This is a genomic window from Scandinavium tedordense (assembly GCF_024764965.1).
Lineage (GTDB): Bacteria > Pseudomonadota > Gammaproteobacteria > Enterobacterales > Enterobacteriaceae > Scandinavium > Scandinavium tedordense.
The window spans coordinates 96,852-118,822 of sequence record NZ_JALIGG010000053.1 but is presented as its reverse complement, the minus strand read 5'-3'; the positions used below and the strand labels follow the sequence as shown (position 1 = coordinate 118,822).

Annotated in this window: 21 protein-coding genes; 9 read left to right on the top strand and 12 right to left on the bottom strand. The window is 52.8% G+C overall.

The window, feature by feature from the left end; translation table 11 throughout:
* Nucleotides 1-15: 15 nt before the first annotated feature.
* The 5 genes from ftsZ to mutT all read left to right on the top strand — a co-directional run bounded on the left by ftsZ (nucleotide 16) and on the right by mutT (nucleotide 6,183).
* Nucleotides 16-1,167 carry a cell division protein FtsZ gene (ftsZ, locus tag MUU46_RS08245; protein WP_159761061.1) on the top strand — a complete coding sequence of 384 codons (1,152 nt, stop codon included), beginning with the start codon at nucleotides 16-18 and terminating at the stop codon, nucleotides 1,165-1,167.
* Between the two features lie 100 nt (nucleotides 1,168-1,267).
* On the top strand, nucleotides 1,268-2,185 hold the full coding sequence (gene lpxC / locus MUU46_RS08240; protein WP_110510771.1) for a UDP-3-O-acyl-N-acetylglucosamine deacetylase: 918 nt from the start codon (nucleotides 1,268-1,270) through the stop codon (nucleotides 2,183-2,185).
* 266 nt (nucleotides 2,186-2,451) lie between these two features.
* Complete coding sequence (secM, locus tag MUU46_RS08235; protein ID WP_159761063.1) at nucleotides 2,452-2,955, top strand: secA translation cis-regulator SecM; 504 nt, start codon at nucleotides 2,452-2,454, stop codon at nucleotides 2,953-2,955.
* Between the two features lie 62 nt (nucleotides 2,956-3,017).
* Nucleotides 3,018-5,720, top strand: coding sequence for a preprotein translocase subunit SecA (gene secA, locus MUU46_RS08230; RefSeq protein WP_374684997.1), 2,703 nt, complete (start codon nucleotides 3,018-3,020; stop codon nucleotides 5,718-5,720).
* A gap of 70 nt (nucleotides 5,721-5,790) precedes the next feature.
* A complete protein-coding gene (gene mutT, locus MUU46_RS08225) occupies nucleotides 5,791-6,183 on the top strand; it encodes an 8-oxo-dGTP diphosphatase MutT (RefSeq protein ID WP_159761065.1) in 393 nt (130 codons plus the stop codon).
* Here the strand turns inward: mutT and yacG are convergent.
* From yacG to coaE, 3 genes are read right to left on the bottom strand one after another with little or no spacing between them, the layout of a single operon-like run.
* Nucleotides 6,180-6,374: a DNA gyrase inhibitor YacG gene (gene yacG, locus MUU46_RS08220; protein WP_258965279.1), complete on the bottom strand. Its 195-nt coding sequence runs from the start codon at nucleotides 6,372-6,374 to the stop codon at nucleotides 6,180-6,182. The two genes, mutT and yacG, sit on opposite strands and share 4 nt — an antisense overlap.
* A 9-nt stretch (nucleotides 6,375-6,383) precedes the next feature.
* Nucleotides 6,384-7,127 carry a cell division protein ZapD gene (zapD, locus tag MUU46_RS08215; RefSeq protein ID WP_258965278.1) on the bottom strand — a complete coding sequence of 248 codons (744 nt, stop codon included), beginning with the start codon at nucleotides 7,125-7,127 and terminating at the stop codon, nucleotides 6,384-6,386.
* Nucleotides 7,127-7,747, bottom strand: coding sequence for a dephospho-CoA kinase (gene coaE, locus MUU46_RS08210; protein WP_258965277.1), 621 nt, complete (start codon nucleotides 7,745-7,747; stop codon nucleotides 7,127-7,129). Before coaE ends, zapD begins: the two co-directional genes overlap by 1 nt.
* A 228-nt stretch (nucleotides 7,748-7,975) precedes the next feature.
* On the opposite strand from coaE, the gene MUU46_RS08205 reads away from it, so the two are divergent.
* The gene (locus MUU46_RS08205) at nucleotides 7,976-9,019 is read left to right on the top strand and encodes a GMP reductase (protein ID WP_159761073.1); all 1,044 of its coding nucleotides are present in this window, start codon (nucleotides 7,976-7,978) and stop codon (nucleotides 9,017-9,019) included.
* A 34-nt stretch (nucleotides 9,020-9,053) separates the two neighbouring features.
* Here the strand turns inward: MUU46_RS08205 and hofC are convergent, their stop codons facing one another.
* The 3 genes from hofC to ppdD are packed head-to-tail and all read right to left on the bottom strand — an operon-like array spanning nucleotide 9,054 to nucleotide 12,075.
* Nucleotides 9,054-10,253 (bottom strand): protein transport protein HofC, encoded by a 1,200-nt coding sequence (gene hofC / locus MUU46_RS08200; protein ID WP_258965276.1) that lies wholly within the window; start codon nucleotides 10,251-10,253, stop codon nucleotides 9,054-9,056.
* On the bottom strand, nucleotides 10,243-11,628 hold the full coding sequence (gene gspE / locus MUU46_RS08195) for a type II secretion system protein GspE (protein WP_258965275.1): 1,386 nt from the start codon (nucleotides 11,626-11,628) through the stop codon (nucleotides 10,243-10,245). The genes hofC and gspE overlap by 11 nt, the downstream gene beginning before the upstream one ends.
* Before the next feature lie 9 nt (nucleotides 11,629-11,637).
* Nucleotides 11,638-12,075, bottom strand: a complete 438-nt coding sequence (gene ppdD, locus MUU46_RS08190; protein WP_258965274.1) for a prepilin peptidase-dependent pilin — start codon at nucleotides 12,073-12,075, stop codon at nucleotides 11,638-11,640.
* 437 nt (nucleotides 12,076-12,512) lie between these two features.
* On the opposite strand from ppdD, the gene MUU46_RS08185 reads away from it, so the two are divergent.
* Nucleotides 12,513-13,214, top strand: a complete 702-nt coding sequence (locus MUU46_RS08185) for a hypothetical protein (RefSeq protein ID WP_258965273.1) — start codon at nucleotides 12,513-12,515, stop codon at nucleotides 13,212-13,214.
* A 70-nt stretch (nucleotides 13,215-13,284) separates the two neighbouring features.
* Here the strand turns inward: MUU46_RS08185 and nadC are convergent, their stop codons facing one another.
* Nucleotides 13,285-14,178 carry a carboxylating nicotinate-nucleotide diphosphorylase gene (gene nadC, locus MUU46_RS08180; RefSeq protein WP_159761083.1) on the bottom strand — a complete coding sequence of 298 codons (894 nt, stop codon included), beginning with the start codon at nucleotides 14,176-14,178 and terminating at the stop codon, nucleotides 13,285-13,287.
* An 87-nt stretch (nucleotides 14,179-14,265) separates the two neighbouring features.
* On the opposite strand from nadC, the gene ampD reads away from it, so the two are divergent.
* Nucleotides 14,266-14,829 carry a 1,6-anhydro-N-acetylmuramyl-L-alanine amidase AmpD gene (gene ampD / locus MUU46_RS08175; protein WP_159761085.1) on the top strand — a complete coding sequence of 188 codons (564 nt, stop codon included), beginning with the start codon at nucleotides 14,266-14,268 and terminating at the stop codon, nucleotides 14,827-14,829.
* On the top strand, nucleotides 14,826-15,680 hold the full coding sequence (gene ampE, locus MUU46_RS08170) for a beta-lactamase regulator AmpE (RefSeq protein WP_159761087.1): 855 nt from the start codon (nucleotides 14,826-14,828) through the stop codon (nucleotides 15,678-15,680). Before ampD ends, ampE begins: the two co-directional genes overlap by 4 nt.
* A gap of 46 nt (nucleotides 15,681-15,726) precedes the next feature.
* Here ampE and MUU46_RS08165 read toward each other — a convergent pair whose 3' ends face one another.
* The 5 genes from MUU46_RS08165 to MUU46_RS08145 all read right to left on the bottom strand — a co-directional run bounded on the left by MUU46_RS08165 (nucleotide 15,727) and on the right by MUU46_RS08145 (nucleotide 21,912).
* The gene (locus tag MUU46_RS08165; RefSeq protein ID WP_159761089.1) at nucleotides 15,727-16,677 is read right to left on the bottom strand and encodes a glycoside hydrolase family 43 protein; all 951 of its coding nucleotides are present in this window, start codon (nucleotides 16,675-16,677) and stop codon (nucleotides 15,727-15,729) included.
* Entirely contained in the window at nucleotides 16,674-18,077 is a 1,404-nt protein-coding gene (locus MUU46_RS08160) for a glycoside-pentoside-hexuronide (GPH):cation symporter (RefSeq protein WP_159761091.1), read from the bottom strand. Before MUU46_RS08160 ends, MUU46_RS08165 begins: the two co-directional genes overlap by 4 nt.
* A gap of 164 nt (nucleotides 18,078-18,241) precedes the next feature.
* On the bottom strand, nucleotides 18,242-19,609 hold the full coding sequence (locus MUU46_RS08155; RefSeq protein WP_258965272.1) for a PTS transporter subunit EIIC: 1,368 nt from the start codon (nucleotides 19,607-19,609) through the stop codon (nucleotides 18,242-18,244).
* A 39-nt stretch (nucleotides 19,610-19,648) separates the two neighbouring features.
* Nucleotides 19,649-20,719, bottom strand: a complete 1,071-nt coding sequence (locus MUU46_RS08150; protein ID WP_258965271.1) for an SIS domain-containing protein — start codon at nucleotides 20,717-20,719, stop codon at nucleotides 19,649-19,651.
* Nucleotides 20,720-20,871: 152 nt separating this feature from the next.
* The gene (locus tag MUU46_RS08145) at nucleotides 20,872-21,912 is read right to left on the bottom strand and encodes a LacI family DNA-binding transcriptional regulator (RefSeq protein ID WP_258965270.1); all 1,041 of its coding nucleotides are present in this window, start codon (nucleotides 21,910-21,912) and stop codon (nucleotides 20,872-20,874) included.
* Between the last annotated feature and the right edge of the window lie 59 nt (nucleotides 21,913-21,971).

Genomic DNA, 21,971 nt, shown 5'->3' with positions numbered 1-21,971 from the left:
AAACGGAGAGAAACTATGTTTGAACCTATGGAACTGACCAACGACGCGGTGATTAAAGTCATCGGCGTCGGTGGTGGCGGTGGCAACGCCGTCGAACACATGGTGCGCGAGCGCATTGAGGGTGTTGAATTCTTCGCAGTGAATACTGACGCTCAGGCGTTACGTAAAACGGCTGTCGGTCAGACGATTCAGATTGGTAATGGGATTACCAAAGGTCTGGGTGCTGGCGCAAACCCGGAAGTCGGTCGCAATGCGGCAGACGAAGATCGTGAAGCACTGCGTGCAGCCCTTGATGGCGCTGACATGGTGTTTATCGCAGCTGGCATGGGCGGCGGTACGGGTACTGGTGCTGCACCTGTTGTCGCTGAAGTAGCGAAAAATTTAGGTATTCTGACCGTTGCTGTCGTGACTAAGCCATTCAATTTTGAAGGCAAAAAGCGTATGGCGTTTGCGGAGCAGGGTATCGCCGAGCTGTCCAAACATGTGGACTCCTTGATTACCATCCCTAACGACAAGCTGCTGAAAGTGCTGGGTCGTGGTATTTCCCTGCTGGACGCATTTGGCGCAGCCAACGACGTGCTGAAAGGCGCTGTTCAGGGCATCGCCGAACTGATTACTCGTCCGGGTCTGATGAACGTCGACTTTGCTGACGTGCGCACTGTAATGTCCGAAATGGGCTATGCAATGATGGGCTCTGGTCTGGCAAGCGGTGAAGACCGTGCGGAAGAAGCGGCTGAAATGGCTATCTCTTCTCCACTGCTGGAAGACATCGACCTGTCCGGTGCGCGCGGCGTGCTGGTTAACATCACCGCTGGCTTCGACCTGCGTTTGGATGAGTTCGAAACCGTGGGTAACACCATCCGTGCGTTTGCATCGGATAACGCGACCGTGGTTATCGGTACTTCCCTGGACCCGGATATGAACGACGAACTGCGAGTGACCGTAGTGGCTACCGGTATCGGTATGGACAAGCGTCCTGAAATTACCCTGGTAACAAACAAACAGCAGCAACAACCGGTGATGGATCGCTACCAGCAGCACGGTATGGCGCCGCTGACTCAGGAGCAGAAACCGGCCGCTAAAGTGGTAAACGACAATACGCCGCAGACCACCAAAGAACCGGATTATTTGGATATCCCAGCATTCCTGCGCAAGCAAGCTGATTAAGAATTAGCTGGAATTTGGGAATCTGCGCTCTTTGTGCTAAACTGGCCTGCCGAATGTATAGTACACTTCGGTTGGATAAGTAATTTGGCGAGATTATACGATGATCAAACAAAGGACTCTTAAACGTATCGTTCAGGCGACTGGAGTCGGTTTACATACTGGCAAGAAAGTCACGCTGACGTTGCGCCCTGCGCCGGCAAATACCGGGGTCATCTATCGTCGCACCGACTTGAATCCACCGGTTGATTTTCCGGCAGATGCCAAATCTGTGCGTGATACCATGCTCTGTACTTGCCTTGTCAACGAGCATGACGTGCGGATTTCAACGGTTGAGCACTTAAATGCCGCCCTGGCGGGCCTGGGTATCGACAACATCATGATTGAAGTCGATGCGCCGGAAATCCCGATTATGGATGGTAGCGCTGCCCCATTCGTTTATCTGCTGCTCGACGCAGGCATTGATGAACTGAACTGTGCGAAGAAATTTGTGCGCATTAAAGACACGGTTCGTGTAGAAGACGGCGACAAATGGGCTGAATTCAAACCGTTCAATGGTTTCTCGTTGGATTTCACCATCGACTTTAACCATCCGGCGATTGACGGCAGCAACCAGCGTTATGCTATGAACTTCTCTGCGGATGCGTTCATGCGTCAGATTAGCCGAGCACGTACTTTTGGTTTCATGCGTGATATCGAATATCTGCAGTCCCGTGGTTTGTGCCTGGGCGGCAGCTTCGATTGTGCCATCGTTGTTGACGATTATCGCGTATTGAACGAAGACGGTCTGCGCTTTGAAGATGAATTTGTACGCCACAAAATGCTGGATGCTATCGGTGACCTCTTTATGTGTGGTCACAATATCATCGGTGCATTCACCGCGTACAAATCAGGTCACGCACTGAATAATAAACTGCTGCAAGCAGTCCTGGCTAAACAGGAAGCTTGGGAGTTTGTGACCTTCGAAGACGACGCTGAACTGCCGCTGGCATTTAAAGCACCGTCATTGGTTCTGGCGTAAGCCTGACACCAAACTGTAAATTCGACTGGTAACCTGGTACTCTCTCCGTCCAGGGAGCCAGTCGTTTTTTCTTTTTAGTTTCTGAAAATCCCTCATTCTTCAATTCTTCCTGTTTCTCACTTGCCTGACGTGTGCGATCGCTGTTTTCCTGAGCACTTTTCCACGTGGATTGCCCTCATTCGTGCTGCTGGCTTGAGCCATTAATGGTACTATCTGAACGCTTAAAAATTTTGAAGGGTTGCCCGGCAATCAAGGTGAAAAGGTAAGTGAACGGAATACTGACGCGTTGGCGACAGTTTGGCAGACGATATTTCTGGCCGCATCTCCTGTTGGGGATGGTCGCGGCAGGGTTCGGCCTGCCTGCGATTGCCAATGCCGCAGAATCCACGCCACCGACCAAAACCGCCAGTAGCCACACGTCTACCACAAAAGTCAGTTTCACCCATCTGGCTTTACTGGAAGGCAACCGTCGTCCAACGTTTACCGTCGATTACTGGCATCAGCACGCCATTCGAACGGTCATTCGTCATCTTTCCTTCGCGATGGCGCCACAGGCGCTGCCGGTCGCAGAAGCGTCTGCTCCACTCGAAGTACATCACCTGGCCCTGCTGGATACGCTCAGCGCACTGCTGATGCGAGAAAGTCAGCAGCCGGTTATCGTACGCTCAGTGGCATACCGCTCAGATTCCATTACACATCAAGCCTTTTCTGTCAGCGCCTGGGTAAGCCAGGTACACGGCATCCGCGCCGGACCTCAACGCCTTAGCTGAAAAACAACAAACTTCAACTAATGACTAAGACTCCGCATGGCGGGGCGATTGAGATTTTAATTATGCTTAATTTATTGACCAAAGTTTTCGGTAGCCGTAACGATCGTACATTGCGTCGTATGCGCAAAACCGTTGTACAAATCAATGCCATGGAACCTGCGCTGGAAAAGCTCTCTGATGACGAGCTGAAAACAAAAACCAACGAATTCCGTGAGCGCCTGGAAAAAGGCGCAACCGTAGAAAGCCTGATCCCAGAAGCTTTCGCGGTCGTCCGTGAAGCCAGTAAACGTGTCTTCGGCATGCGTCACTTTGACGTACAGCTGCTCGGCGGTATGGTTCTGAATGATCGCTGCATCGCGGAAATGCGTACAGGTGAAGGTAAAACCTTGACCGCAACGCTGCCTGCGTACGTCAATGCCCTGTCAGGTAAAGGCGTTCACGTGGTCACCGTCAACGACTATCTGGCACAGCGTGATGCTGAAAACAACCGTCCGCTGTTTGAGTTCCTGGGGATGAGCGTTGCGGTAAACATGTCCGGTATGCCCGCTCCGGCGAAGCGTGAAGCTTACGCCGCCGACATCACTTACGGTACCAACAACGAATACGGTTTCGACTACCTGCGCGATAACATGGCGTTCAGCCCTGAAGAACGCGTTCAGCGTCAACTGCACTACGCATTGGTCGATGAAGTGGATTCAATCCTCATCGATGAAGCTCGTACTCCGCTTATCATCTCCGGCCCGGCTGAAGACAGCTCCGAGATGTACAAGCAGGTAAACAAAATTATCCCGCATTTGATCCGTCAGGAAAAAGAAGACTCCGACACCTTCCAGGGTGAAGGTCACTTCTCCGTGGATGAGAAATCGCGTCAGGTTAACATCACTGAACGTGGTCTGGTGCTGGTTGAAGAACTGCTGGTGAGAGAAGGCATTATGGATGAAGGGGAGTCCCTGTACTCTCCAACTAACATCATGCTGATGCACCACGTGACCGCCGCGCTGCGTGCCCACGTGTTGTTCACCCGTGATGTCGACTACATCGTGAAAGATGGCGAAGTGATCATCGTCGATGAACACACCGGTCGTACCATGCAGGGTCGTCGCTGGTCTGACGGTCTGCATCAGGCGGTTGAAGCCAAAGAAGGCGTGGACATTCAGAACGAAAACCAGACGCTGGCTTCCATTACCTTCCAGAACTACTTCCGTCTGTATGAAAAGCTGGCGGGTATGACAGGTACTGCGGATACCGAAGCGTTCGAGTTCAGCTCCATCTATAAACTCGACACCATCGTCGTGCCAACCAACCGTCCAATGATTCGTAAAGATATGCCGGACCTGGTCTACATGACCGAGCTGGACAAAATTGGCGCGATCATCGAAGACATTAAAGAGCGTACCGCTAACGGCCAGCCAGTACTGGTGGGGACCATCTCCATCGAGAAATCCGAAGTGGTTTCAAACGAGCTGACCAAAGCGGGTATCAAGCACAACGTTCTGAATGCCAAATTCCACGCCAACGAAGCAGGTATCGTTGCTCAGGCGGGTTATCCGGCGTCAGTGACCATCGCAACTAACATGGCAGGTCGTGGTACGGATATCGTGCTGGGCGGTAGCTGGCAGGAAGAAGTTGCCGCTCTGGAAGAGCCAACTCCTGAGAAGGTAGCCCAGATTAAAGCGGACTGGCAGGTGCGTCACGATGCTGTTCTGGCATCCGGCGGTCTGCATATCATTGGTACTGAGCGTCACGAATCTCGCCGTATCGATAACCAGCTGCGTGGTCGTGCAGGTCGTCAGGGGGATGCCGGTTCTTCCCGCTTCTACCTGTCGATGGAAGATGCTCTGATGCGTATCTTCGCCTCCGATCGCGTTTCCGGCATGATGCGTAAGCTCGGTATGAAACCTGGCGAAGCGATTGAGCACCCGTGGGTGACCAAAGCGATTGCCAACGCACAGCGTAAAGTTGAAAGCCGTAACTTCGATATTCGTAAGCAGCTGCTGGAATATGATGATGTCGCGAACGATCAGCGTCGTGCGATCTACTCCCAGCGTAACGAATTGCTGGACGTGTCCGATGTGAGCGAAACCATCGCCAGCATCCGTGAAGACGTGTTCAAAACCACCATTGACGCGCACATTCCGCCACAGTCTCTGGAAGAAATGTGGGATGTTGAAGGCCTTCAGGAACGCCTGAAAAACGACTTCGACCTCGAAATGCCAATCAAAGAGTGGCTGGATAAAGAGCCGGATCTGCACGAAGAAACACTGCGTGAGCGTATTCTGCAGAGTGGAATCGAAGTCTATCAGCGTAAAGAAGAAGTGGTCGGCACCGAAATGATGCGCCACTTCGAGAAAGGCGTAATGCTGCAGACGCTCGACTCCCTGTGGAAAGAGCACCTGGCAGCGATGGATTACCTGCGTCAGGGTATCCATCTGCGCGGCTATGCGCAGAAAGACCCTAAGCAGGAGTACAAGCGCGAATCGTTCTCCATGTTTGCGGCTATGCTCGAATCACTGAAATATGAAGTGATCAGCACCCTGTGCAAAGTGCAGGTGCGTATGCCAGAAGAAGTCGAAGCGATGGAAGAACAGCGTCGCGAAGAAGCTGAGCGTCTGGCACAGATGCAGCAGCTTAGCCATGCTGATGACAACACCGCTGTCTCCGAAGAGCTGGCTGCCCAAACCGGCGAGCGTAAAGTCGGTCGCAACGATCCGTGTCCGTGCGGTTCAGGTAAAAAATATAAGCAGTGCCATGGTCGTATCAACTAAGCTCTGCTAAACACTCAGATCTGCGAAACAAAGGCGCTGGTGACAGCGCCTTTTTTATGGAATGAAGACAATGAAAAAACTGCAAATTTCAACCGGGATCCTGCGTAACGCCGCAGGCGAAATCTTTATCACCCAACGTGCCGCCGATGCGCATATGGCAAACATGTGGGAGTTCCCGGGTGGGAAGATTGAAGAAGGTGAAAGCCCGGAGCTGGCACTGGCGCGAGAGTTATTCGAAGAAGTGGGGATCTTGCCTGAGTCTGCAATGCTATTTGATAAGCTGGAGTTTGAATTTCCGGACCGACATATCACGCTGTGGTTCTGGTTGGTGGATAGCTGGCAGGGTGAGCCTTGGGGGAAAGAGGGTCAACCGGGACGCTGGGTCGCACAGAAAGATCTGTTGGCCGAAGAATTTCCACCTGCCAACGAACCGGTTATCGCCAAACTGATAGCACAGGCTTAAATCTGTTCCTCGCTCCAGTCTTCGCTTTCAGACAGATCGCCGCTGCTCGGGATCCGTTTCTCTTCAGCGGCCCACTCGCCTAAATCGATCAGCTGGCAGCGTTTGCAGCAGAAGGGGCGGAACGGACTCTGTTCGCCCCAGATGATGCTCTTGCCGCAGGTGGGGCAGTTTACGTTAATTACGTCGCTCATGATGATTCCTTAACAACAAGCCAGTTCGAAATCCAGACGCTCTGGAACAGTGCCATTTTCGCTGTCCAGAGGCAAGAAACGGATGGCAAAACGGCTCTTGTGGCCGGAGATTTGCGGATACAGCTGATCGTCAAGCACCAGCTGGAGACGCAGAAGGTCAGCATCTTCGCCGTTATCCTGAAAGAAACCATTCAGGCTGGTTTGCTTACGGAACGCCGCGGAATTACGGATCAGATCGATAATAAGCGTCAGTGCCTGATTCATCGGTTCCAGGCTTTCCAGCCAATGCGTTACCTGTGCGTCGCGCTTCGACTGTGGGGCATGCAGCCAGATATGCAGCGTCGGTAAATCAAAGCTACAGCAGCCACCGGGAATGCTCAGACGCTGGCGCACCAGAGCAATCAGTTTGTCTTCGCGCAGCAGCTGGCCTACGCGCGGAGCAGCCATGAGAATACTGCTGCTGTTTTTTAGTTGTTGGCGCAGGGATTCAATGCGGTTTTTATCGACGCCGGGCACTTCATCCCATTGCTTCAGTTTGCGCTGCTGGCGTTCCAGTTCTTTCAGTAAATCTGTACGAACTTCACCGCGTTCGAACACATCCAGTAAGTCCCCAATATTTCTAAAAAAATGCAATGCGCTGGCGTGATCGCGTACCGGCAGGTTGCAATTCAGTTGCTGAACCAGGAACTCAATGCGTAACCAAGTGCGCATTTTCTCATTCAGGGGATGTTCAAAGAGGACGTGGGTGTGCATTACGATTTTTCCTGTGAATCGGCCTGACGAGCCAGCTTCAGATAGCTGTCGTGCAGGCGGGCTACATCCAATGCGATGGCATCTGGTGCACCGTTGTTATCAATGATGTCGTCCGCCACGGCGAGGCGCTGTTCACGCGTGACCTGGGCGGCTAGGATCTGTTTTGCATGTGCTTCTGACACATTATCGCGCTGCATCGTGCGCTGGAGCTGTGTTTCCTCAGAAACGTCGACTACCAACACTCGGTCAGCTTTTTGCCAGAGCTGATTTTCCACCAACAGCGGAACCACCCATAGAACATAAGGCGATGTTGCCTGCTGTATCTGACGCTGTGTTTCCTGCTGGATCAGAGGGTGAAGAAGGGCATTAAGCCAGGATTTCTCAGCGGCATTAGCGAAAATTCGCTCCCGAAGCTGACGACGATTTAGGCTGCCATCGGGCAAGCGTAGCGCAGCGCCAAAGTGGCTGACAATGGCCAGTAACGCTGGCGTTCCAGGTTCGACAACCTGACGCGCGATGATATCGGCATCAATAACGTTAACGCCTAAGTCGGCAAAGGCGTTCGCAACGGTGCTTTTTCCACTCCCGATGCCACCTGTTAACGCGACTGTATACCCCATACCACCCTATCCTGTGAATAATTACCGCTACAAATCAACCGGTTAAATTTAAGCTTTATGGTGACCAAAATGACAAACGTTAAAATCGCTGTTCACCAGGTAAATTTGTACGATTGTAGCGTAAAAAAAGTGAAAATCGCAGTCTTGCGAAGGGATGATTACTGCGTATGATAACGTCACTGGAGTTGTGCTTAGTCCATTTTTGCCTCTAACCCCAGGAATCCGTACATGCGTATCGAAGAAGATCTGAAGTTAGGTTTTAAAGACGTTCTTATCCGCCCTAAACGCTCTACCCTCAAAAGCCGTTCCGAAGTTGAGCTGGAACGCGAATACACCTTTAAGCATTCTGGTCAGAAATGGTCTGGTGTTCCAATCATTGCTGCAAACATGGATACGGTTGGCACATTCGCAATGGCAAAAGCCCTGGCGTCCTTCGGTATTCTGACCGCCGTGCACAAACACTATTCTGTTGAAGACTGGAAAGCCTTCGCGGGTAGCGTGTCTGACGATATGCTGAAACACGTGATGGTTTCTACCGGTACGTCCGACGCGGATTTCGAAAAAACCAAACAGATCCTCAACCTGCATTCTGCGCTGAACTTCATCTGCATCGACGTGGCGAACGGTTATTCCGAACACTTCGTTCAGTTCCTGATTAAAGCGCGTGAAGCCTGGCCGACCAAAACCATCTGTGCAGGTAACGTCGTTACCGGTGAGATGTGTGAAGAGCTGATCCTGGCTGGCGCTGACATCGTGAAAGTCGGTATTGGTCCTGGTTCCGTTTGCACCACCCGTGTAAAAACCGGTGTTGGCTACCCGCAACTGTCTGCTGTTATCGAATGTGCCGATGCGGCACACGGCCTCGGCGGTCAGATCGTAAGTGATGGCGGCTGTACAACTCCGGGCGACGTAGCGAAAGCCTTTGGTGGCGGCGCTGATTTCGTGATGCTTGGCGGTATGCTGGCCGGTCACGAAGAAAGCGGCGGCACTGTAGTTGAAGAGAACGGCGAAAAATTCATGCTGTTCTACGGTATGAGCTCCGAGTCTGCGATGAATCGTCACGTTGGTGGTGTTGCTAAATATCGCGCGGCAGAAGGTAAAACCGTTAAGCTGGCACTGCGTGGCCCGGTAGAAAATACCGCTCGTGATGTCCTCGGTGGCCTGCGTTCTGCATGTACCTACGTCGGTGCATCACGCCTGAAAGAGCTGACCAAACGTACGACCTTTATCCGCGTTCAGGAACAAGAGAACCGCGTGTTCAACAGCCTGTAATGCCGTGAATCGCTGGCGTATTTTGCGCCAGCGATTACCCTCCACTGATAGCATCCCCCAGATGAAATATTGGCAGATACATTGCCACCACCAGTGTTCCGATAATAACGCCTGTCACCAATAACATCACCGGTTCGAGTAGCGTTGCCAGATTCTCAGCCTGCTGATGCGTTTGACCACTGTGATAGTGCGCCAGATTCTCGAGCATTTTATCGAGAGAGCCTGATACCTCGCCGGTTCTGACCAGCTGTTTACACAACGGCGTAAAGATTTTTTGCTGATCCATTGCCTGCCAGATGGCACAGCCCTTGGCGATTGATTCGCTGGTCTGATGGATAACATCGCGCCACCACGGACAGGTCAGGGTCTTTCCCACGCTTTCCAGACCTTGCAGAAAAGGGATCCCAGCGTTCTGCGTTAAGGCCAGAACGGTATAAATCTGGCTGAGTCTTTGTCCGCGAATCAGTCCGGACACCACCGGAAGCGCTAACAGCAGTTGCGGCCGAATCCTTTGCCAGTAAGGGCTACGGCGTAAAACAGGGCGAAGTAAAAAAGGGAGCGCTGCCAGTAATCCAATCAGCGGTAACCCATTTTGTACCCCGGCTGACAGCGACATCACTATCTGAGTCAGCATTGGAAGCGGCGTATCAAAGGTGCGATAAATGGCGGCAAACTCCGGCAATACAAAGACACTCATTCCAATTACCACTAATAACGCCAGTAGCAATATGATCAGCGGATAGCGCAATGCCTTTTTCACCTTTTGACTCAGCTTATGTTGTTCTTCCTGCTGACGGGCAAGATGGGCGCAGCAATAATCGAGCTTACCGGTCATTTCTCCGGCCTGGATAAGCGTGTGATATAGCGGTGGAAAGGCCTCCGGCCACTGCTGCATGGCGTCGGAGAGTGACTCACCGTGCGCCAACCGCTGGGCCAGATCCCGCATCATTGCCTGCCACTGCGCGACAGGATGCTGTTCAGCCAAAAGCATCAAACTCTCTGAAAGCGTCAGCCCTGCCTGTAGCAATGTGGCCAGTTGCTGCATTAGCTCACTGCTGTATTGCGTGCGCCAGTGTGATTTTCGGGTAGCCCGGCGGGTGAGAGACAATGGCTGGATCCCGTCACGCCCGGCATTCTCCATCGCCGCCATTTTATTTTCCGCCCAGACGTTACCCTGGCGGATTTCACCGAGCGACGTCACGCCACGCCAGTGCCAGAGCTGTTTACTCGCCATCGGGGACGCCGATCACCCGCAGCAGCTCTTCCACTGTGGTTTGCCCTTGCTCGACGGCTTTACAGCCATGTTCAAACAGGGTCATCATGCCGGAATCACGGGCCAGACGTTGCACGTCTTCCGGGCTGGCACCGCTGACAATGGCCTGTTTCAGCGAAGGCATAATAGTGAGTACTTCAAACAGCGCGATACGCCCATGGTATCCGTGATAGCAGTGCTCGCACCCGACGGCTCGCCAGCGCGGCAACGCCTTGGGCCACAGGGAAACCGGGAGTGAGTCATGGTACCCTTCTTGCTGGCAACAATGCGGGCATAAACGGCGCACTAGCCGTTGGGCGATGACCAGCAACAGCGCCGAGGAGATCATCCAGCGGGCGACGCCCATTTGCTGAAGCCTGACCAGCGTTTCGGTGGTGGAATTGGTGTGTAGCGTCGACAGCACCAGATGCCCGGTCTGTGCGGCGTTGATGGCGATTTCGGCGGTTTCGGTATCGCGTATTTCGCCCACCATCACCACGTCCGGATCCTGGCGCAGCAGCGCGCGCAAAACGCTCTGGAAAGTCAGGCCTGCCCGGGTATTGATCTGTGTCTGATTGATGCCATCAAGCGGGATCTCGACCGGATCTTCGACGCTACACAGATTTATCTCCGGGCGATTACGAGCCTGTAGCGCACTGTACAGCGTGACGGTTTTGCCGCTGCCGGTGGGACCGGTAACCAGTATCAGTCCCTGTGGTTGATTAAGCGCCTGAAGAAAGGCTTCAAGTTGGGCATTGTCCATTCCCAGCGTATTGATATCCAGCGCTAGCTTCACCTGATGCAGGAGGCGGAGAACCACTTTTTCACCGCCGCGACAAGGCAGGGTGGCAATGCGGAAGGAGACGCTGCGCCCGGTGATGTCGACGGTAAATTGGCCGTCCTGCGGCAATCGCCGTTCAGCGATATCCAGATTTCCTAATACCTTGAGGCGGGCAGTGAGTGGCGCGCTGAGCGTGGGGGCGAAATCCGGCAAGGAATGCAGCACGCCGTCCACCCGAAGTCGAATGCGCAATACGTCCTCCCCTGGCTCGACGTGAATGTCGGATGCGCGCTGTTGGAGCGCCTGCTGAAAGGTCTGGTTCAGCAATTCAACAACGTTGCCGTTGTCGTCCCTGGCAGCAGGTAAATATGAATCATGAGAGGTGTGAAGATGCTGATCCATGCGGGGCTGATCCCAGCATTCAATATCGATGCGCTTTTGCGTGGAGAATCGCAGGGCGGCCATTAACTCGCCAGGTGGCGTGCCGACAACCGCAATATTTAGAACCTGTTCGCCATTGCTGAGCAGTACCGCCTGGTGCCGCTGGCATAACGTGAGAAGTTTATCGTTTTTCATTTTCGCCTCTCAAGGTGCCGTGAAGCGGAATACGTCTTCACACGCCTGTTGCAGAGCACTGTCGCTGGCGATGGTGCAGGTGCGCTGCCAGCCGGTTACGCCATTCGCATTGTCCCAAGCGGGTATCAGGGTAACGCTTAAGCCGTTCAGGCTTTCCTGGCCGGTTAATGTCACCGTTCCCTGGAGGATTTCCATGGCAGAGACATAGCGGCTGGTGGTGGGGGAATGGATCCCATTGGTGCTTCCATCGCAGGGGGCGGTTCCTCCGTGGTCGAGAGCGCAAAGCTCAATGGCAGTGCGGTACGGCATAAACGTTTGTAGCATGTCTGTGAGGGCTGCTTTTCGCAGGTAATTTTGATAAGCCGGAATGCCGATGGCACTGAGGATGGCAATGATGCCAATCACCACCATCAGTTCTATCAGGGTGAATCCTTGTTGTTTATTCATGCGTAAGTTCCTTATATGACTGGATGCATCCTGACAGGCTATATCTCAGATAGATAACCATGAATTCTGAAACAGGAAAGCGTCTTCCAGTCTTTTTAATGTGTTTCACTTAATAGAGGAAATATTGCTGGAAGGATCGCAAAGTTGTTATGGAATGACACGCTCCTCGCTCATCAATGAATAATGTTGCAGGCGGTCATTACACCTCTTGCTGTGCTGTTTACTCGTGGGGGACGTTATTTTTTCTGTTGCATATATTTAACGCGCGCATGAGCAGTTCTTAACATGTGCCTGCAGATATCGTTTAACGCAATGAAATCATTTATGAAACAGATCGTAAGCTTATTAATTATAATTTATAAATATATAATTTAATTGCAGCATTGGTTTTTAAATAGATACTGTGAATAAATTGAACTGTCTCTTAGGAGCATCTTTTGGGTTTTAACTTTGGTGGTATGTTTTCACGGCGATTGGCAACGACACCTGTGCCCTCATCTTCAGGACGGCCCTACACAGGTACCTTTAATTTAACTGCCCAGCTAGATGTGGTAGCGAAAGGTATGTTGATTAATCGTATTGAAAAGGTCATGCGTGAGTATTTGCTGTCCTCACAAAATAATGAAGTGAGCAGATCTATGCGCGTCGATTTGTCAAGAATGGATTTCTATCTGGATAGCAAGAAAGTCAGTGTTCCCGGAAATGAAAATGCCAGTTTCGATAACTTTATGCTTGCCGCTTCACAGCCAGGTTTTGAGTGGATGCAGGGGGGGATTCCGGCTATCTCTTCATTTTTTCACCAGGGTTTGTTTGTTGACTTGCACGCATCAATTCCGCAGTGGTCCTCGGATAATGGTGAACCATGGATTATCAATATGGTAAGTCTGGATAATCATTCCACAGTAAATGAGTTTCACCTCTTTAGCTCAGGTGTTATGAAGATAATTTCCCGCGCGAAGGTAGCTAATGTCATTATTATTGGAAATAAAATAGTTTTAACAAATAGAAATACAAGCAATATTGAGATGCAATTAACGCTCCGTTTGGCGGGGGGGAAAGGACGGCGCTGTTGGGTCACCGATCCCCGAAATCATGCGGATTATGCGGTCGCGCGGTTAGAGTGCGAAGGGTTGATGTAAAAAAATAAGCGTTGTGCAAATTATGTAGAATACATGTAAGGCCTCTTCCTCGCAGGAAGAGGCCTCTTGGTTAGCGAAAACGCATCGACAGGTCGAGTGCCTGCACGTGTTTGGTTAGCGCGCCAACGGAGATGTAATCCACACCGGTTTCAGCAAAATTACGAATGGTGTCGAAAGTCACGTTGCCAGACACTTCAAGCCGCGCCTGGCCATTGGTCATTCTCACGGCTTCGCGCATTTGTGCGGTATCGAAGTTATCCAGCATGATGATGTCGGCCCCGGCGTTCAGCGCGGCCTGTAACTCTTCCAGGTTTTCCACTTCAACTTCTACCGGTACATCCGGGTGCAGCCAGAAGGCTTTTTCCACCGCCTGACGAACGGAACCGGAAGCAATAATGTGGTTCTCCTTAATCAGAAATGCATCTGATAAGCCCAGACGATGATTAGCCCCGCCACCGCACAATACAGCGTATTTCAGTGCGGTACGCAGGCCTGGTAAGGTTTTTCGGGTGTCGAGGAGTTGCGTGTTCGTGCCTTCGAGTAAATCGACATAGCGACGAACCACACTGGCGACGCCGGAAAGGGTTTGCACAAAATTCAGCGCGGTACGTTCGCCCGTCAGCAGTACACGTGATGGGCCGTTCAGTTCAAACAGTGGCTGATTTTCTTCCAGTAAGTCGCCGTCCTTAACGTGCCAGATGATGCTGACGTCGTCTCCGGCGAGCTGAATAAACACTTCTTCCACCCAGCGTTTACCGCAAAATACGCCTGCTTCACGGGTGATCACCACGGCATGAGAGCGCGTGTCTTCCGGCAATAGCTGTGCGGTAATATCGTTCGCGGCGTTCACTTCGCCACCTAAATCTTCACGGAGTGCATGGGCAACGGCAGCAGGGATATCGAGGTTAATACGTTCCAACAGTGCGTCACGACGATGCTCAGGATTGTAGCGGCGAGGCGGCATGATAAAACTCCAAATGGTAAGGAATCATAAGTTATAAACATGCTACTCTGAACCGGATTTCTGCACCATATATTAAGGAGAGCCCGCATGCAGTTACACGGTGGCTGGCTGGAGAACGCCCGTCGTGTTCCATCGCCGCATCATGATTGCCGCCCGGATGATGAAGCGCCTTCGCTGCTGGTGGTTCATAATATCAGTTTGCCGCCCGGTGAATTTGGTGGCCCGTGGATTGACGCATTATTCACTGGAACTATAGACTCCGAAGCACATCCTTTTTTCGCCGAAATTGCCCAATTACGCGTTTCAGCCCATTGTCTGATTCGCCGTGACGGCGAAATCGTGCAGTATGTTCCCTTCGATAAACGCGCCTGGCATGCGGGTGTTTCACGCTACAACGGGCGCGAAAGATGTAATGATTTTTCGATTGGTATTGAACTGGAAGGCACGGATACTCTGGCATATACCGATGAACAATATCAGCAACTTGCGGCCCTGACCCAAGTGTTGATGTCGGCTTATCCGGCGATTGCCCGCAATATGACGGGCCACTGTGATATCGCACCTGAACGTAAAACCGATCCAGGCCCGGCGTTTGACTGGTCACGGTTTCGTTCTCTGGTGAGCCACCCGTCAGATAAGGAGATGACATGACGCTGTTTACCACCTTACTGGTGTTGATCGCCGAACGTTTGTTCAAACTAGGCGAACACTGGCAACTCGACCACCGGCTGGAAGTTCTTTTCCGCCGTATCAAGAACTATTCCTTTATTGGCACCGTGCTGATGACCGTCATCACGATGGCGATTGTGTATGTGTTGCAGCGCGCGCTGCTCGGGGTGTTGTTTAACGTTCCGCTGTTAGTGATGTGGATCCTGATTGGCCTGCTGTGTATTGGCGCGGGCAAGGTACGATTGCATTATCACGCCTATCTGAAAGCCGCTTCCCGTAACGATGCCCATGCGCGTGATGCGATGGCCACTGAGTTGACGCTGATTCATGGCGTTCCGCCGGGTTGTGATGAGCGAGAATTTCTGCGTGAGCTGCAAAATGCGCTGCTGTGGATTAACTATCGTTACTACCTCGCGCCGCTGTTCTGGTTCGTCGTCGGCGGTCCGTTCGGGCCAGTAACGCTGATGGGCTACGCGTTCCTGCGAGCGTGGCAAAGCTGGCTGGCGCGTTATCAGACGCCGCGTGACCGTCAGCAATCCGCAGTCGATGCCATTTTGCACGTGCTGGACTGGGTGCCGGTGCGGCTGGTGGGCGTTGTGTACGCGTTGATTGGCCATGGTGAAAAAGCGCTGCCAGCGTGGTTCGCCTCGCTGGGCGATCGCCATACGTCGCAGTATCAGGTGCTGACTCGTCTGGCGCAGTTCTCGCTGGCGCGTGAGACGCATGTCGATAAAGTGGAAACGCCAAAAGCGGCGGTGTCGATGGCGAAGAAAGCTTCCTATGCGGTGGTGGTTATCATGGCGTTGCTGACGATTTACGGCACGCTGGTTTAATACCCTGCAACTCTAATTATTTGGGTATAACAGCGTGCCGTTGTTTTTACAGAGAGTCCGCATGCGGGATGCCGAAATCAGGCATCCCGTTTTCTTTCCAGTGGATAAGCTTCAAACGGGTATGACGGTTCGGATCGTACAGCGGGTCACCTTCGATTTCGGTATAGTTCCGGGCATGATAAACCAGCACATCGTCACCGTTCGGGGTTTGAGTAAAGCTGTTATGCCCCGGCCCGTACTGCTTGTTTTCATAGCTGGTAGTGAACACCGGCTGCGTTGATTTATGCCAGTTGCTGGCCTGCATCGGGTCGGCGTCGATATCAATCCATAACAGCCCCATGCAGTAGTTTTCATCGGTGGCGCTGGCGGAATAACTAACGAACAGTTTGTCGTTATGAACCAGCACTGCCGGGCCTTCGTTAACCAGAAAACCGCGACACTCCCAGTCAAATTCCGGTTTGCTGAGCATTACCGGATTGCCCTTAATCGTCCACAGATTTTCCAGTTCGGCCAGATACAGATTGGTGTTTCCGGCGATATCCGGCGCCTTCTGCGCCCACAGATACCACTGCTTTCCCTGATGTTCAAACGTCGTGGCGTCGAGGGCAAACGTATCAAACTGCGTCTTCACCTGGCCTTTCTCCCACCACATACCCGTCAGCGGATCGGCGTCGTCACAGGTCAGGGCGAACATCCGGTGCTGGAACATTCCAAGCGTATCCAAATCATGGGTATGCGTCGCGGCAAAATAGATAACCCAGGTGCCGTCGATACAGTGCAGTTCTGGCGCCCAGATGAGCTGGCTCATCGGGCCGGTGTCGGGTTTGCGCCACACAACCACCGGTTCGGCTGTGCGTAATCCGTCGATATCAGCAGCGCGGCGAATTTCCAGCCGGTCATATTCCGGCACCGAGGCAATGAAGTAATACAGGCCGTCATGGCGCAGGATAAACGGGTCCGCACGCTGCTCAATAAATGGGTTTAGCCAGTGGCTCATTGTGGTTTCCTCACCAGTTCAGCCTGTTGCTGATAGTCACTCAGTTCACGATAATTCTGGCGACGTTTTTCCAGGTCGGACTGAATCTTCTTCATCATTTCACGATCCACTTTCAGCAGGCGCACCACGCCAGCAGTGATCAGATAGCCCACGCCTGGAATGATGCTGAACAGCAGGACAATGCCGTTCAGCGCTGCCGGGCTTTGTGCTTTCGCACCCGCATCGTAACCGTACCAGGAGAGCAGGAAGCCGACCATCGCGCCCGCTACCGCCAGCCCGACTTTCAGGAAGAACAGATTACCTGAGAAGCTGATGCCGGTGATGCGTTTGCCCGTTTTCCATTCGCCGTAGTCATCGACGTCCGCCATCAGCGACCAGTGCAGCGGGGATGGGATCTGATGCAGGATGTTGAGCAGGAAGTAGAGCACCATTATCATCATCGTGGCGTGCGGGTCGAAGAAATAGAAGGCACAGGAGAAAATCGCCAGCACGATGTTGGTCCAGAAGAACACTTGCAGCTTGCACCAGCGGTCGGTCAGTACTTTCGCCAGCATACTGCCAATCATCATACCCACGACGCCGAGGCTGATAAACAGTGTCGCGAAATGGGTACTTTGCTGCATCACCCAGGTAACGTAATACATGGTCGCTGCCATGCGGATAAAGCCAGGGCAGACGTTGCTCAGGGTCAGCAGCAGAATGCGCACCCACTGATCGTTTTTCCACACGTCCTTCAGGTCACGCTTTAATTCATCATTGGTTTGCACCGCCGGACGTACACGTTCGCGCACGGTTGCGAAACAGAACAGGAACATACACATGCCGATAAACGCCAACACGGTCATCGCCATCTGGTAGCCTTTGGCTTTGTTATCGCCGCCAAACCAGTCGGCCATTGGCAGCAGCGTCAGCGATAGCAGCAGTGTGGCGATGCCGACCATCACGAAACGATAGGACTGGCACGCCACGCGTTCTTTTGGGTCATTGGTGATAACGCTGCCGAGCGAGCAATAAGGAATGTTGATTGCCGTGTAGGTAATCGACAGCAGGAAATAGGTGACGAAGGCATAGATAACTTTGCTGTTGTAGCTCCATTCCGGGGTGGTGAACATCATCACGCTGAATAGCGCGTAGGGGAACGCAATCCACAACAGCCAAGGGCGGAAGCGGCCATATTTGCTGCGGGTGCGGTCCGCCATTGCGCCCATAAGCGGGTCGGTGACCGCATCAATAACGCGAATCGATAGCAGTAATACCCCGACAAGTGCAGGCGAGAGCCCAAAAATATCGGTATAAAAGTAGTTAACAAACAACATAATGGCGCCGAAGATGATGTTGCATCCCGCGTCGCCCATGCCATAGCCGATTTTTTCTTTAACCGTTAATTTGTTGTTTTCCATCGACGTTTCCTCGCCATGAGATATGCAGTCGATTATTCACGGACGATGGCAATATTGCGTTGCAGGAATGCGGTGCTGATATGGATAAATGAGCTGTGAAGAAGAAAGTGTGAGGAAGGTAACATGCTGCTGTAGCGGTTTCAGCCGCTACAGCATGTGGATAATTAGCGTAAATCGGTGGCGGGAACCAGCAGGCGACTCTTGCCGTAGATAATGGTGAGAATTGCCGGAACGCTGAAGGCCACTGCAATCGCAATCACTTCGTAAATGGCTTTCGAATCCGGGCCGCTGAACAGACCGAGCTCAAAGACGTTTAGCACCGGCAAGAAGCTATAGGTTTTAACCCGCAGGAAGCCGGTGATAGCACCACCCATTGCCGCGCCGATACAGCCGAAGATAAATAGCATCCGATATTTCAGGTTTACGCCGTACAGCGCTGGTTCGGTGATGCCGAAAAACGCGGAGATAGAGGCGGAAATCGCGAGCTGTTTATCTTTCAGGTTACGGGCGATAAAGATGGCCCCGAACGCCGCACCAAACTGGCCCATGACCGCCGACATAAACATTGCCATTACAGTGTCGTAGCCGTTGACCTGCATATTGATGAGCGCTATCGGGATGATCCCCCAGTGCACGCCGAACACGACAAACAATTGGCCAATGCCGGCCAGTAGCGCCCCGGACAGTACCGGACTCAGGTTATACAGCCAAGTGTAACCGTTGGCGATACCCATCCCCACGTAGTCGGCAATCGGGCCAATCACCGTGAAGACAACGAAACCACACACCAGCAGAGACAGGCACGGCACGAAGACCAGCGCGGCCACTTCCGGAACCACTTTTTTAAACCAGCGCTCGACGTAGCTCAGGAACCACACCGCGAAAATTGCCGGGATCACCGCGCCGCCATAGATTTTCAGCGGGAAGGTGAGGTGGAAAATCTCGATGCTGTTTGGCGTGGCGGCATCCGTTAACGGGAAGATCATCGCCGCGGTCAGCGCTAGCGCGGTAAAGCGATTGGTTTTGAATTTATCGGATGCGGTGACGGCGATAAACAGCGGCAGCATCACGAACACCCCGCTTGAGAGCGCGTTCAGCACCACGAACAGCCAGGATTTGGTGGAAATCAGATCCATCGTTTGCAGCAAAACGACCAATCCTTTGACCACCCCGACGCCCGCCAGTACGCCGATGTACGGCGTGAAAATGGCGGAGAGCGTTGCCAGCATCCGGTTGAACAACGAGCTTTTTTGCGCAGGCTGTGCGGCGGGCGCGTTGCCGTCCGAGAGGATTGGGCTCATCGCCGCGAACACGTTCTCAACTTTAGGGCCGATAACAATCTGGAACTGGCTGCCGTTGTTCACCAGCTTCACCACTTCTGGCAGCGCGTACAGCTGCTCTTCATTGATTTTGCTGTCGTCTTTCAGGTTCAGACGCAGACGGGTGGCGCAATGAGTGGCGTGAACCACATTTTCCTTACCGCCAACGGCGGCGAGGATCTGCTCTGCTATGGGTAAGTATGAAGTCGCCATGGTGAAGCACCTTATAAGTCAGAGGGTACGGTTGGCTAATCAGGCGTAGTCGCCAGGTTTGGTTTTACTTTTCACGGCAATGCCAAAGTCGGTAAAGATGCGTTGTGGCAGGTTGTTGCCTTTCCCCTCGGCGATGTGATGAGCGAGGATCTGGAACGGGATAATCATCAGCAGCGGCAGCACGGTTTCCGGCATATCGACGTTCAGCGCCAGCGTATGTGGGTCATCGCTGTTGCCCGGCATGACGGTGTAAACGTACTGGGTGTGGCGCTGTTGGTACTGGCGCAGCAGGTTCAGACGCTCGCGGGCCACGCTCGGCACGTCGAGGAAAAATAGCCGGTGCTGCGGGTTAATTTCGAAATACGGGCCGTGCATAAACACTTCCATTTCAATGCCCTGAGATGGCACGCGCACGGTTTCGGTGAATTTGGTCGCCATTTCCATGCATACGCCAACCGCCGGGCCGTAGCCGATGCTGGTGAAGCGTGGGGAGGCGATGAGACTGTCCTGCCAGCGGGTGAAAAATGATTCGGTGGTGTCGATGATGGCCGGGATTGCGTTCACGGCTTCGCGCAATGTCGCCAGCTCTTGCAGCTCACGCGCATCATCAATCGCCCCAACGGCGTGAGCGTGACGCAAGCCCATCAGCATTAGCGTCAGAATGGTGGCGACGTAGCCTTTGGTCACGTAGCCCACGCGCTCTTCGCCGATATCCAGCAGCACAAAGGTGTCTGCCGTTTTGGCCAGCTCACTTTGCGGTTTGCTGGTTACGCCGACGGTTTTCACGGGATAGCGTTTTTTCAGTGCCGTCAGGGCGTGCAGGGTAGAGGTGCTTTCCCCGCTCTGCGAAACCGCCACTACCGTACGAATGGCAGGATTATGCTTCTCGAAATGCTGATAGTGGAACGGCTCAGCGATAGTTACGCGCACATCAGACAGGCTTTCGATGTAGTACTTGGCGCTGATCGCTGCGTTGACGCTTGATCCAGTTGCCAGTAGCAACCACTCATTCTCGTCTTCGATTACCGGGATTGACGCCGGATAGTTATTCAGGATTTGCGACAATGTCGCGTGTTCTTCGTGGATGTAAGTCATCATAGTCGGATTCATCTTGCCCTCTCTGTGTCAAAAACCTGAAAACGTTTTCAGTAAAATATGATCAGGGAAAATGATTGGTCAATTTAATGATCTCAGGTATGTGATTTAGATCGATTTACAGGCCCGGTTAGCGCAGTGCCACCGGGCAAGGTCGAGGGAAGGAATTAAGCAGATTCGCCGGTAATGAGCTGGGGGACTATCTCTGATGCGTCAGGCAACATGTCCTGCAATAGGGTCATCATTTGACGGATAACCTGTTGCCCTAACACATTATTTTGATGATCGATGGTAGTCAGGCGTGGAATATAATATTCGCTGCCGGGGAAGTATTCACAGCTGGCGACGGCGATATCGTTCGGCACATTCAGGCCGTTGTCTTTGAGAGCGCGAATGGCACCCATCGCCACACGGTCGTTGATCGCCAGTAACGCCTGGGGCAGGGCGCGCCCGGATTTCAGCAGTCGCGAAATGGCCTCATAACCGTGCTGGGAGTAGAAGTTGGTTTCGATGATATGCGCGTTGTCAGCGTCGATCTCAGCCTGTCGCAGGGTATCGCGGAAGGCACTGACACGCTGGCCTGTCATGTATACGCCCGGCGAACCGCCGATAAACGCGATGTCGCGATGACCTTTCTCCAACAAATATTTGGTCACCATTTTCACGCAGTTCACCTGATCGCGCTGCAGGCAGGTGTAATCGTAATGAGCCAGTTTTCGCCCCACCACAATCACCGGCAGCGTGGTAATAAGTTTCTGTAAACCATCGAGATAGCCTTCTGGAATTTTCAGATAATCGATGTTGCCGCCGAGGATAATCACCCCGTCGAGCTGGCTGTCGATGATGCTGCTGAAAATCTGATCTTCGGCGATCACCTGGCTTGAATCGGTGCGCTTGTTGGCGGATTGCGTATCGAACAGCACGATTTTGTAGCCCGCCTGCAAACAGGATTTTTCAATCTGTTCGACCAGAGTGGCGAAGTAAGGGCTGGTGATGTCGGAAACCACAACGGCCAGCGTCATGCTCTTGCGGGAGATCATGCTGCGGGCCATCAGGTTCGGGCTGAAATTGTGATCGTCGATGACTTTTTGTACTTTCTCGCGCGTCTTGTCAGACACCCAGCTGTTGTTGTTCAGCACCCGTGAAACAGTCGCGATGGAGACGTTCGCCAGTTCGGCAATGTCTTTGATCGTCAGGTTCTTTTTCATCGGTCGCACGCATCCTTTTGTCGGCTGTTACCGCTGGATGGTACATCTTTTTGGGCGGG

Coding starts and splice junctions, on each gene's coding strand:
- MUU46_RS08145 (WP_258965270.1), bottom strand. CDS start 21,912: ATGAAAAAGAACCTGACGATCAAAGACATTGCCGAACTGGCGAACGTC.
- MUU46_RS08150 (WP_258965271.1), bottom strand. CDS start 20,719: ATGAATCCGACTATGATGACTTACATCCACGAAGAACACGCGACATTG.
- ppdD (WP_258965274.1), bottom strand. CDS start 12,075: ATGAATAAACAACAAGGATTCACCCTGATAGAACTGATGGTGGTGATT.
- MUU46_RS08160 (WP_159761091.1), bottom strand. CDS start 18,077: ATGGAAAACAACAAATTAACGGTTAAAGAAAAAATCGGCTATGGCATG.
- ftsZ (WP_159761061.1), top strand. CDS start 16: ATGTTTGAACCTATGGAACTGACCAACGACGCGGTGATTAAAGTCATC.
- yacG (WP_258965279.1), bottom strand. CDS start 6,374: ATGAGCGACGTAATTAACGTAAACTGCCCCACCTGCGGCAAGAGCATC.
- mutT (WP_159761065.1), top strand. CDS start 5,791: ATGAAAAAACTGCAAATTTCAACCGGGATCCTGCGTAACGCCGCAGGC.
- ampE (WP_159761087.1), top strand. CDS start 14,826: ATGACGCTGTTTACCACCTTACTGGTGTTGATCGCCGAACGTTTGTTC.
- MUU46_RS08205 (WP_159761073.1), top strand. CDS start 7,976: ATGCGTATCGAAGAAGATCTGAAGTTAGGTTTTAAAGACGTTCTTATC.
- MUU46_RS08155 (WP_258965272.1), bottom strand. CDS start 19,609: ATGGCGACTTCATACTTACCCATAGCAGAGCAGATCCTCGCCGCCGTT.
- zapD (WP_258965278.1), bottom strand. CDS start 7,127: ATGCACACCCACGTCCTCTTTGAACATCCCCTGAATGAGAAAATGCGC.
- MUU46_RS08165 (WP_159761089.1), bottom strand. CDS start 16,677: ATGAGCCACTGGCTAAACCCATTTATTGAGCAGCGTGCGGACCCGTTT.
- coaE (WP_258965277.1), bottom strand. CDS start 7,747: ATGGGGTATACAGTCGCGTTAACAGGTGGCATCGGGAGTGGAAAAAGC.
- nadC (WP_159761083.1), bottom strand. CDS start 14,178: ATGCCGCCTCGCCGCTACAATCCTGAGCATCGTCGTGACGCACTGTTG.
- gspE (WP_258965275.1), bottom strand. CDS start 11,628: ATGAAAAACGATAAACTTCTCACGTTATGCCAGCGGCACCAGGCGGTA.
- hofC (WP_258965276.1), bottom strand. CDS start 10,253: ATGGCGAGTAAACAGCTCTGGCACTGGCGTGGCGTGACGTCGCTCGGT.
- lpxC (WP_110510771.1), top strand. CDS start 1,268: ATGATCAAACAAAGGACTCTTAAACGTATCGTTCAGGCGACTGGAGTC.
- ampD (WP_159761085.1), top strand. CDS start 14,266: ATGCAGTTACACGGTGGCTGGCTGGAGAACGCCCGTCGTGTTCCATCG.
- secA (WP_374684997.1), top strand. CDS start 3,018: ATGCTTAATTTATTGACCAAAGTTTTCGGTAGCCGTAACGATCGTACA.